6 protein-coding genes and 2 pseudogenes are annotated in these 10,885 nt (G+C 36.8%); 1 reads left to right on the top strand and 7 read right to left on the bottom strand.

The annotated features are described in order from the left end of the window. Positions 1 to 264: 264 nt before the first annotated feature. Positions 265 to 2,175 (bottom strand): aminotransferase class I/II-fold pyridoxal phosphate-dependent enzyme, encoded by a 1,911-nt coding sequence (locus CXF64_RS15410; RefSeq protein WP_033027026.1) that lies wholly within the window; start codon positions 2,173 to 2,175, stop codon positions 265 to 267. Positions 2,176 to 2,340: 165 nt separating this feature from the next. Continuing rightward, positions 2,341 to 2,479 (bottom strand): annotated as a pseudogene (locus tag CXF64_RS21005) (endonuclease III); the annotation flags it as partial. A gap of 180 nt (positions 2,480 to 2,659) precedes the next feature. Between CXF64_RS21005 and CXF64_RS15400 the strand changes: the two are divergent. Then, positions 2,660 to 7,243, top strand: a complete 4,584-nt coding sequence (locus CXF64_RS15400) for a leucine-rich repeat domain-containing protein (RefSeq protein ID WP_101217446.1) — start codon at positions 2,660 to 2,662, stop codon at positions 7,241 to 7,243. An 83-nt stretch (positions 7,244 to 7,326) separates the two neighbouring features. On the opposite strand, the gene nth is transcribed toward CXF64_RS15400, so the two are convergent. The 5 genes and pseudogenes from nth to CXF64_RS15375 form a co-directional block, all read right to left on the bottom strand. Further along, complete coding sequence (gene nth, locus CXF64_RS15395) at positions 7,327 to 7,959, bottom strand: endonuclease III (RefSeq protein WP_024595475.1); 633 nt, start codon at positions 7,957 to 7,959, stop codon at positions 7,327 to 7,329. A gap of 49 nt (positions 7,960 to 8,008) precedes the next feature. Next, positions 8,009 to 8,707, bottom strand: coding sequence for an electron transport complex subunit E (locus tag CXF64_RS15390; protein WP_002962263.1), 699 nt, complete (start codon positions 8,705 to 8,707; stop codon positions 8,009 to 8,011). Beyond that, on the bottom strand, positions 8,704 to 9,345 hold the full coding sequence (rsxG, locus tag CXF64_RS15385; protein ID WP_002962266.1) for an electron transport complex subunit RsxG: 642 nt from the start codon (positions 9,343 to 9,345) through the stop codon (positions 8,704 to 8,706). The genes CXF64_RS15390 and rsxG overlap by 4 nt, the downstream gene beginning before the upstream one ends. Beyond that, a complete protein-coding gene (gene rsxD / locus CXF64_RS15380) occupies positions 9,342 to 10,400 on the bottom strand; it encodes an electron transport complex subunit RsxD (protein ID WP_101217445.1) in 1,059 nt (352 codons plus the stop codon). The genes rsxG and rsxD overlap by 4 nt, the downstream gene beginning before the upstream one ends. Next, a pseudogene (locus CXF64_RS15375) lies at positions 10,397 to 10,885 on the bottom strand (electron transport complex subunit RsxC); the annotation flags it as partial. The pseudogene CXF64_RS15375 and the gene rsxD, both read right to left, overlap by 4 nt.

The following is a 10,885-nucleotide window of genomic DNA, read 5'->3' as shown; positions in this document are numbered from 1 at the left end:
TTTATTCCACTTTGTATTTTACTTTTAAATACTGTTACAGCGGCAATGTCTTGCGGCACTGCCACCAGTAATTATACCAACCTGCATAAATCTTTGATCAATTTAACGAGTTAAATTGCACTATAACGTCGTTAAAAATTTTTTATTTAGAACAACTAGATACAAAAATTTTTGCCTAGTTCTAGCGTAATTTTCTTAACGTTAAATAGACCCCGTATATAAGCAGATTGGTATTATTATCGAGATAGTATTAAACCAATACCTTTATTTTTTAACCTTACCCTTAAGAACATAAATTTCACCATCGAAACTGCCTTGAATCGTGAGTCCTTGGCTTGCTAACTCTTGTAAATATTCGATATGGTCATTAGTGATATGCTGGCCTGGGACTAAAAGCGGAATGCCCGGTGGATATGGAGTAACTAAACCTGCACAAATGCGGTTGTTGCTTTTACTGATAGGCACAGATTCGCGGTCGCCATAAAAAGCATCGCTTGGAATACACGCCAAATCTATGGCAGGTAAATTTTCAGGTAAGCGAGCTCTACGCGTCGATTTCGATAGTTTTACCTTACCGCTGTCTAGCTTTTTCAACGCATTGTACAAACGAATTATTTTTGAGCGCGTGCCGCCAAGCGTAAGTAAAACCAAAATGGTGCTGTGTGTGTATTTTTCTATCTCTAGCCCAATTTCATCCAGTAGATATTTATGAATATCTTTTAATGAGTAAGGTAGCTCACTAATATCAATAAGGATTTTTAATGGGTCGTGGCCCATATTATCACCACTAAAATGCGGGAATATTTCCATAAAGTCTTGCTTAGCTAATACTTTAATTTGCTTAAGCGAGGCCATCTGTTGTTTAAACTCTTCAACATGATTTAGCAGCGCATTGAGCAGCTTATAGCCTTCCATCTCTAATTGCTTTTGGCACACGTCAAGCGATGCAATAAGCTGATATTTTGGCGATGTGCTGGCGTAGATGCTATAAATCTCTCGAAAGAAATCAGCATCAAAATCGGGGTCGTTAATATGAATATAAGACGCCTGAGAAAACGCCGATACTACTTTATGCGCCGAATGCGTAATGTAGTCAGCCCCAGCATGTATTGCAGAATAATGACGAAAGCTAGGATGAAACAAAGAGTATGCAAACCAGGCTTCATCTATAAACACCTTAATACCATATTGATGAGCATAATCTACGACTTGTTTAAGGTCGCTAAGTAGGCCATCGTAAGTACAGCCGGTAAGCACTAGTAATTTAGCATCAGTATTGTTTTCAATTGCTAATTTGATGTCGGCCAACGATGGTGGCGCGAAAATGCCATATTTTGGATTTAAGATACTCGCCAAATAAATGGGGTAACTGGCAGATTGCAAAATGCCATAGTGTACTGACTTATGGCAATTACGGTCGACAATTACTTTATCTCCCTTGCGCAGGAGTGTCTGCAAGATGATTTTATTTGAGGTAGATGAACCATTTGTAACAAAATAGGTGTGCTTAACTTCAAACGTCGCCGCGGCTGATTCTTGAGCGCGACCAATAGTATTGGTGCTGTCTGACAATGAACCTAGCGAGTCTACCGAAACCGACAGGTCGCCAACAAATACATTGCGGCCGTAAAACTGATAAAAATCTTTAATGTAAGGTGAGTTTCTAAAGCTAGAACCCCCACTATGACCCGGTGTATGCCAAGAGTCGTTTGCTTCACCAACGTAACGACGATACGCCGTCCAAAATGGCGTTTCAGAGCGGTCGTCAAAATCGTTGATCATATAACCTAAAATCGCTTCTGGGTCAGAAATCACCTCATCTTTAAAAAAGAAGGATTCGATTTCTTCTGATTCGTTTACGATCTCCAGCCCTTTAGTGTCGTCGCCAATAACATAAACCGGTAACTCAAGACGAATTGCTTTTAAATCCTCGATAAAGCGACTATACATTCGCTCACCCACTTTATTGTGCATATCCCAGCTTAGAACTACGGCTTGAATATCACCATCTTCCTCTACATGTTCCAACGCGCGTTTAAGCTCAAGGCATTCAATAATATCGATATGAATATCATCTCGCTCAAAGTTAGGAATGGTCTTTGACAGATTAGTTGAAAGCCCTTGTAAAGTGGCTGGGTCTTGCTCAATTATCAAGATACGAAGTAGAGGTAGCATAGAGGGTTTCGCAATATAATTTTATAATGCCCACTAGCATAACCAAAGGAGTGAGCGTTGTGAAATTAATACTTTGATAATGTTCTAATAATTGTACATTTTACTAATACGGCCTTACGTATAAAAATGTTTTATCTAGGTGGATTGATAGGCTTTGATATTTATCTAATCAGTTTTATCTTTAAACTCACATAAGTCTTCAATAATACAGCTGCCAAACTTAGGTTTACATGCTACGCAGGTGTAGCGCCCGTGTAATATCAACATTTATTTTAAATTCTTTTGGGATTACTTTTTCAAGTTTTGTTCAACTTATATTTAGAAGTTGTAGACTAGTAAAAATGTAATTAGTACAGTTTTCATCAGTGTAGAGAATACATATTAAATCAACTTTTCATTGGTTTCTTAAACCGTTGCAACTTTGTTTCCTCTGTAACGTAATGATGTATAATTAATTTAATAAAAATAAAGCAATGGAAATGTGATGACCGATAGTTTTAAAAATTCAGAGGAATGGGAAGTACTTCTTAAAATGTTAGAGCAAGGTCAAAAAGATCATGCTTTTAAACCTATACTTTGGATTGGTGCTGGCCTATCAGTTCCAGCTGGCTATCCAACAACTCCTCAACTGATAGATAAATTAAAAGAAAAAAGTCTTAAAAAGCTCACCGACTTTGTACCGGATGATCCTACGTACTCTTTAGACTCGGCAAATAGATCTTTTACTTTGTGGGTACAACATTTTGCAGAAGTTAATGGTTACGGAAGACTCAATAAAGTACTTTCTAATATTTTTACCAGCTTATCCAATGAGCCCACAACCACTCATTTAGAGCTAATCCAAAGTCCGTGGAAAAGTATTTTTACAACTAATTATGATCAATTGCTGGAGTCTGCTTTACAAAGGAAAGACAAAAAATTTAATGTTGTTACCCATGAAAGTAATTTTGGAATTGAACAAAGTAATGTTATCTCTTTATATAAAATTCATGGTGGGGTTTCCAACATAGAAGCTTGGACATTGGATGAAGACAGTTATTTAAATTTTGCAGATAAATATCCGTTTCTTGATGCAAAACTTAAGATTACTTTGTTGGATCGCCCGATTGTATATGTAGGGTGTTCGATGTTAGACCCAAGAGTAATCGAGTGGTATCAATATTGTGAAGAGAATAAAAAATCAAGCCGGTTAGAGTATTCAATTGTTGTTATCAGAAAAAGCGAATGGCAAAATCTACCTGAAAAAATAAAAGCGCTCTATTTAAAATCGAATGTACACCCATTATTTTTTGAACGTTACGAAGAGCTCCCAAATATATTTACTGAAGTCAATGTTGAACTTAATAGCAAACTTCATAAAGAAGAAATTAATTTAGAAGTAACAAATTTGGATGTTGAACATAGAAAAGACAGAGAGAACCGACTAATAGATGAACTATTATACGAGACCCTCTCGCCGTGTATTGTCTCTGTAATAGCATGTATTTGGTTAGAAACTCCTAAAAATGTTTCATATGAGGAACACTTAAAGACCTCTTTTGGTGCAAAAGCAAGAAATCAAGGAGAGATCGCTTTTAAAAGCTTGCTAGATGATTTTGTTGAGCTGAGCAAAAAATTAATTGATACTAATCTTGAATTTAAATCAAAAGAAAAAGTTTTTTCTTCACTAAATTTGATTTTCAATAAATATTTTCCAACACATGTATCGCTAGATAAAATCGATTATAACCCTCATACGCTTTATGGATCTTTACAGATGCATACTATTGAAGATGATGTTTTTGATATTGATGAAAATATTAAAGATGCCTTCAATATCATACTGAAAGACTATTGTGAGCTTATTATAGATTGCAGCCAAGCGCTTCCTGCATGGTCTGAAGAAAATTTAAATACTCAATTAGGTAATCAAGATGTTCTTTTTGAAAAGCTAAGGGAAGAGTTAGGACGTTGGAAAGAAAAAAACTCAAATCAACATGATGAGATAGCTCTGGTTGAAGATGAGTTCAGAAGAGCAATAGCGAGGCGATTTGATGAATTGAAAATATTTGGGCTTAACTTCGGGAAGAGAACAAGAAAATATCAATTAAGTGTTGCATATATATCTTTAACAACGGAAACAGATTTTAATAATTCTGACGATAACAAGGTAATGTCAACTAATGAAGCGCTTACTAGTTATAAACGACTAGTTATACTTGGAGAAGCCGGGCAGGGGAAAACAACCTTGTTACAGTGGTTAACTGTACAATGTGGCCGTAGATCATTTAAAAATGAGCAGGCTGATTTTAATAAAAAAATTCCAGTGTTAATCCAATTAAGATCACTTTTGAATGAATCGAGTTTACCCAGTGAATTGGATTTGTACTCTTTTATGACCGAAGGAATTGAAATTGAAAACTCACATAGAGAGTGGATTAGCCAGGTTTTAGAAAATAGCCTAGCTATAATAATGATAGATGGCTTTGATGAGGTGCCTAAAGAAAGACGCCAAGAGGTACTTGAGTGGATTAATAACCTTTGTGAACGATACGATGGTAATCAGTTCATATTAACTTCGCGACCATCTGCATACGAGAACACGTCTTTGGATCACTTAGACTTTAATGTAATTCAATTACAAACTATGGATAGAAAAGCCCAGTCCGACTTTGTTGAACATTGGCACCATGCTATTGCATTAGAATATGATAAGACTAAACCAACAGCCTTAAACCAACAGGCAAGTAGCCTTTTAGAAAAGTTACGACAACAAAAAGTGTTGAGAAATTTAGCACAAAACCCGCTTTTATGCGGCGTGTTATGCATGCTTCATCATGACCGTAATGGTTATTTACCAAAAGATAGAACTGACTTGTATGAGTCAACCTGTAGGTTGTTTCTCGATAGCAGAGATCGAGAAAAGAAGATCATCGAAGCAGATACGTTTGTTTTATTAGATCTTAGAAATAAGGAGTCGTTCCTTTCAGATATCGCTTTTTGGATGACCAATAATGGTCAAACTTCAATTTCCCCAAATGATCTGAAGCGAAGATTAAGATCAAAGAGTACTGATATGGCTGAACTGAGAGGGAAAATATCTTCTGATGATTTACTCTTGTTTTTTCTTGAGCGCAGTGGATTATTAGTACAAGTAGGTTTAAATGAAATTCAATTTACGCATCGCACATTTCAAGAGTTTTATACTGCAAAATATATAATTTCAGAGAACGATACTGATTGTTTATCTAAAAATGCGGGAAATGATTATTGGAATGGAGTAATACAATTAGCGATAGGTCTACGAACATCAAAGTCAGAGAATGAAAAGTATTTAACAGAACTACTTTCTAAAGCAAATGAATTCGAGTCAATTAAAAACCTGAATGCTGCAACATCACTCTATTTATTGGTGCTAACGTGCAAAGAAAATATGAGAGAGATTACTCCTCGGTTTTCTACTAAATTGCAAGAAGTGATCAAAAAAGTTGTTCCTCCACCGACTGCTAAGGTCAGAGATGCCCTAGCATCTGCTGGAAGTATTGCTATTCCATACCTTGCTCGTCCTAGTCTAAGAAGATCAATAGTTAAAGATTATTACTGTGCCCTAGCCTTAATTAAAATGGCCACTCCTGATGCTTATATTCGCTTGAAGGAGTACTTCAAGGATATTAGGCCTTCCTATATTCAGAAGTTGAGTGCAGATATTAAAAAAATGGACAGTGAAGTAGCTATAGAATCAAATTTAGCCGAAGCTATTATTGCTGACGGTATACATAAATACGATCAAAAAATTAGGGTGATGTTATCTTTTTTAGTTCAAAAAGAAGATTTAATTGAGCAAGGTATTAATCAAGATGATTTATTAGGTAATGAGCGTCAATGGAAGCTATCTCAAGGACTTGCACCATTAAACCAGCTTAACGAAAATGAAGTAACAGAATTAGATTTAACTGGTAGTAACTATATAAACTTTAATATATTAGGAAAATTCCATAAGCTCGAAAGTATAAACTTGGCAAATGTAAATAACTTTGATATGTCAATCTTATCTGACTTGGCGGGCTTAAAAAAATTAAATGTTTCACCTAGTGATGTCGAAAATTTTGCCAATATAGTAAATTTAACAAACCTAGAGATCCTTACATTAGACTGTATTGATATAAATGAGATTCAGGCGTTATCTCATTTAATAAATTTGAAGGAGTTATATATTTCTTCTTTCTTTGTTGAAAGTCTTGAAGTGTTCTCTAGCTTAAATCAGCTAACTACCTTAAAGTGCGAAAATACTGATTTATCTGATTTAGATACTTCTCCATTAGGAGAATTAGTTAATTTAAAAGAACTAGATTTATTTGCTACAGGAATATCTGACATTCAATTTTTAGAAAAAATGTCTGCATTAAAAAAGTTAAATTTATCTTTTAATAAAATAATTGATATTTCTTTTTTAAACAATTTCCCTGAAATGAAGAATTTCGACTTATCCTATAATTTAATAACTGATATTTCAGCTTTAAATGGTTTGACGACAATAACAAAATTAGATTTATCCAATAATGCAATAGCTGATATTTCAGCTTTAAGTGGTTTGACGACAATAACTGAATTAGATTTATCCAATAATGCAATAGCTGATATTTCAGCTTTAAGTAATCTTAAAGAAATAACTAAACTAGATTTATTTGATAATGCAATAATTGATATTTCAGTTTTAAATAATCTCAAAGCAATAACTAGACTAGATTTATCCAATAACTTAATATTTGACATCTCAGTTTTAAGAAATCATACAGCGTTAACGAACTTAGATATATCCAATAATGATATAATTAGCATCGAATTATTATCTTCACTAGAAAGTTTGAGGACTCTAAGGTTAGATGGAATAAATATTAAATCATTAAATGGATTTGAAAAATTAGAGCGTTTATGGTTCTTAAGTGTGAGTAACATAGAAAGTATAGATTTAAGACCTATAATGCAGTTAGCAAGTCTTAGACATATAAATGTAGATTACAGTCAAAAAAATAATTTGAAAGCAAATGATTTTAAATCAGAGGTTTACATTACTTATCGCTTTGATTAGTTAGTTCTAAACTATTACCACTGAAAACACTATTATATATTTATTAATTTTAAGTATTTAATAGTGTTTTTTATAAATGAGCATTACTCAGTCTTATCTTTAAACTCACACAAGTCTTCAATAATACAGCTGCCACATTTAGGTTTACGTGCTACGCAGGTGTAACGTCCGTGAAGAATCAACCAGTGATGCACGTCTACTTTAAATTCTTTTGGTACAACCTTTTCAAGCTTTTGTTCAACAGCAACTACGTCTTTACCCATGGCAAGCTTGGTACGGTTAGATACACGAAATATATGTGTATCTACGGCTATTACAGGCCAGCCAAAGGCTGTATTGAGTACAACATTAGCGGTTTTACGGCCAACGCCTGGTAGGGCTTCTAGGGCTTCACGATTTTCTGGCACGATGCTGTTATGTTCATCTACCAATATTTGGCACATTTTGTACACGTTGGCAGCTTTAGAGTTAAATAAGCCTATGGTTTTTATATAATCACGCAGTGTATCGTGACCTAAATCTAAAATGGCTTGTGGTGTATTAGCAACAGGGAACAACTTTCGAGTGGCTTTATTAACGCCTACATCAGTTGCTTGTGCTGAAAGAGTTACTGCTACTAGTAACTCAAATGGGCTTGAATATTCAAGCTCTGTAACTGGGTGCGGGTTATCGTCGCGCAGGCGCGACAGTATTTGGTGACGTTTTTCTTTATTCATGCAACTTAAAACGTATTAGTGCTAATTGTAGCTCTAATACGTTTTCCCCTTAAGTTAAGCTAGTAACACGTGCTCGAGGGCCTTTTTCAGCCTCTGGCGGTGCAACTTGTTTTGATTTTATTTGTGCGTCAATTACGTTTTTTGCAGCAATAAGTAGCCCAAGCCCTAAAAAGGCACCCGGTGGTAAAATTGCCAGTAAAAATTGGTTATCAAAGTTAAATACTTCTATGCGCAGGCTCTGTGCCCATGGGCCAAGTAATAAATCGGCTCCGTCAAACAGCGTACCTTGGCCGATTAGTTCGCGCATAGTACCTAATACTAACAGTACAGCCATAAAGCCTAAGCCCATCATTAAGCCGTCAAATGCTGATAAATGAACAGGGTTTTTAGAGGCATATGCTTCGGCGCGGCCAATAATGGCGCAGTTAGTTACAATCAACGGGATAAAAATCCCTAATGATTGATATAAACCAAAGGTATAAGCGTTCATGAGTAATTGAACTATTGTTACAAAGCCCGCGATGATCATTACAAATACAGGTATACGAATATCTTTTGGCACCCAGTTACGCACAATTGATACGGTAACATTTGAGCCTATTAGTACGAGTAAAGTTGCTAAGCCTAAACCTAAGGCATTTGTTACAGTTGAGGTAACGGCAAGCAGTGGACATAAACCTAAAAGCTGCACAAGGGCAGGGTTATTTACCCATACACCTTCTTTGTATAATGTTTTTAACTCACTCATTTAGCTACCTCCATACATTCGGCATTAGGTGCTGCAAAAATATCATCAAAATTAGTTTGTGCGAACAATACGGCATTTTTAACAGAGCCCACAACAGCACGTGGCGTTATGGTCGCGCCTGTAAATTGATCAAACTGGCCGCCATCTTTTTTTACAGCCCAGCGAGCGTCTTCTTCGCCTTCAACCGTTAAGCTTTTAAATGTTGTGATCCAAAGTGACTTTTTAACTTCTACTTTGTCGCCTAAACCAGGGGTTTCTTCGTGTTTAGTCGTACGCACGCCAGCAATAGTGCCATCGCTCAATACAGCTGTTAATAAGTTAATATCGCCACTGTAGCCGTTTGGCGTAACATGCCTAATAACAACAGCGACTGGTTTATTGTTTTTACGAGCACGGTAAATTACTTGGTTTGCGTGTGGGCCTAGCTTTTCGTCAGTAATAATTACGCAATCTTGTGATAATTGATTGTCGTACGATTTTGGGTCGAGCACTTCTTGTAGCTGCGCAGTAAGTTGCAGTTGTTCTTGCTCTGCAATTTTATCGGCAGTAAGCGCGTTGATAGAGGCAACTAAGCCCGTTGTTGCTAACGCAAACGCAGTTAAAATAGCACCATTTTTAGCCATTGACGAAATGATCATTTTACTGCTCCATGGCCATAAGTACGTGGCTGTGTGTAGTAGTCTATTAGCGGCACTGCAATATTAATCAATAATACGCTAAATGCGATGGCATCAGGAAAACCACCAAAGGTACGAATTAAATAAATTAGTAAGCCAATTAGCGCGCCATAAATTAAGCGCCCTTTGTTAGTTGTTGCTGCAGATACCGGATCGGTTGCTATAAAAAAGGCCCCCATCATAGTGGCACCACTTAATAAGTGAAATAGGGTGCCCGGCTCTGTACCTGGTGATGCGATATAACCAATAGCACTACATACAGCTAAACTTGCGATAAAACTTACAGGAATATGCCAGTTAATTATTTTTGCTTTTAATAAGTATAAACCACCCACTAAAAAGCCTAAGTTAACCCACACCCAACCAAGGCCAGCCCATTCGTTAAATAATGGCTTTTGCATGCTTTCGGTAACGGTTAAACCGTGTGCTATGTCTGTTTTAACAGTATCCAGCGGTGTTGCCATTGTTAGGCCATCAACCCCTGCACGTACTTGATCTAGGCTAAACCCAGAGGCCGTAAAATCGGTGAATATTAGCCTTAGCTGATCAGCAAAGCCTATTGGCGTATTTATTAAATCGGTAACAGGCAACCATGCGGTCATTTGTACCGGAAACGAAACTAAAAGCAGTACATAAGCCGCCATTGCTGGATTGAATAAGTTAAACCCAAGGCCGCCATAAAGCTGTTTAACTATAACAATAGAAAATAAACAGCCAATAACGATTATCCACCAAGGCGCAAGTGGTGGAATACTCAGTGCCAATAACACGGCAGTAAGCCACGCACTGCCATCACTTAATGCAGGCCAAACAGGGCGCTTTCGTATTAGCATTATTGCAGCTTCAAATACGCTTACAGCAACAAGCGCTAGTACCAGTTGAATAATTACACCTGTTCCAAAAAAGAAAACTTGAGCAATTAGCCCAGGAATACACGCAGCAATAACGCTAAGCATTAATCGCGTTAACGATTTATGGCTGTGATTATGCGGCGAACTGGCCATGGTTAATTTCATGACTGATTATTTCCTTCTTTTTGTAACTTTTTAGCTTTTGCTCTCGCAATTGCAGCAGCCACGGCGGCTTTTTTCTTATCGTCTGCTGATTTAGGTTTATCTGCGTTAATAAGATCTGATGAGTCATCGGTGTTACTTTCTGCACTCTTAGGTGCTGCGCTATCAACTTGTAGCTCTTGGGGCTGAGTTTGTTCGGTATCTTCTAGTGCTTTAGCCGCTTTTTTAGCTTTAGCACGAGCTATGGCCGCAGCTACCGCTGCTTTTTTATCATCAATGGGTGCATCAGTTTGTGGCTCTTCACTTGTGGTTTGCTCGGCTTCTTCTAATGCTTTAGCTGCTTTTTTAGCTTTTGCACGAGCAATGGCCGCCGCTACTGCTGCTTTTTTGTCATCAACAGGGGCATCAGTTTGTGGCTCTTCACTCACGGACTGCTCAGCGTCTTCTAATGCTTTAGCTGCTTTTTTAGCTTTTGCACGAGCAATGGC

Source organism: Pseudoalteromonas sp. GutCa3, from assembly GCF_002836155.1.
Lineage (GTDB): Bacteria > Pseudomonadota > Gammaproteobacteria > Enterobacterales > Alteromonadaceae > Pseudoalteromonas > Pseudoalteromonas arctica.
The sequence above is the reverse complement of the archived record's forward strand: the minus strand, read 5'-3'. Positions and strand labels throughout refer to the sequence as shown.

Bases quoted from the DNA above. Each gene is read 5' to 3' on its own strand.
- CXF64_RS15390 (WP_002962263.1), bottom strand. From the start codon at position 8,707: ATGAGTGAGTTAAAAACATTATACAAAGAAGGTGTATGGGTAAATAAC.
- rsxG (WP_002962266.1), bottom strand. From the start codon at position 9,345: ATGATCATTTCGTCAATGGCTAAAAATGGTGCTATTTTAACTGCGTTT.
- rsxD (WP_101217445.1), bottom strand. From the start codon at position 10,400: ATGAAATTAACCATGGCCAGTTCGCCGCATAATCACAGCCATAAATCG.
- CXF64_RS15410 (WP_033027026.1), bottom strand. From the start codon at position 2,175: ATGCTACCTCTACTTCGTATCTTGATAATTGAGCAAGACCCAGCCACT.
- nth (WP_024595475.1), bottom strand. From the start codon at position 7,959: ATGAATAAAGAAAAACGTCACCAAATACTGTCGCGCCTGCGCGACGAT.
- CXF64_RS15400 (WP_101217446.1), top strand. From the start codon at position 2,660: ATGACCGATAGTTTTAAAAATTCAGAGGAATGGGAAGTACTTCTTAAA.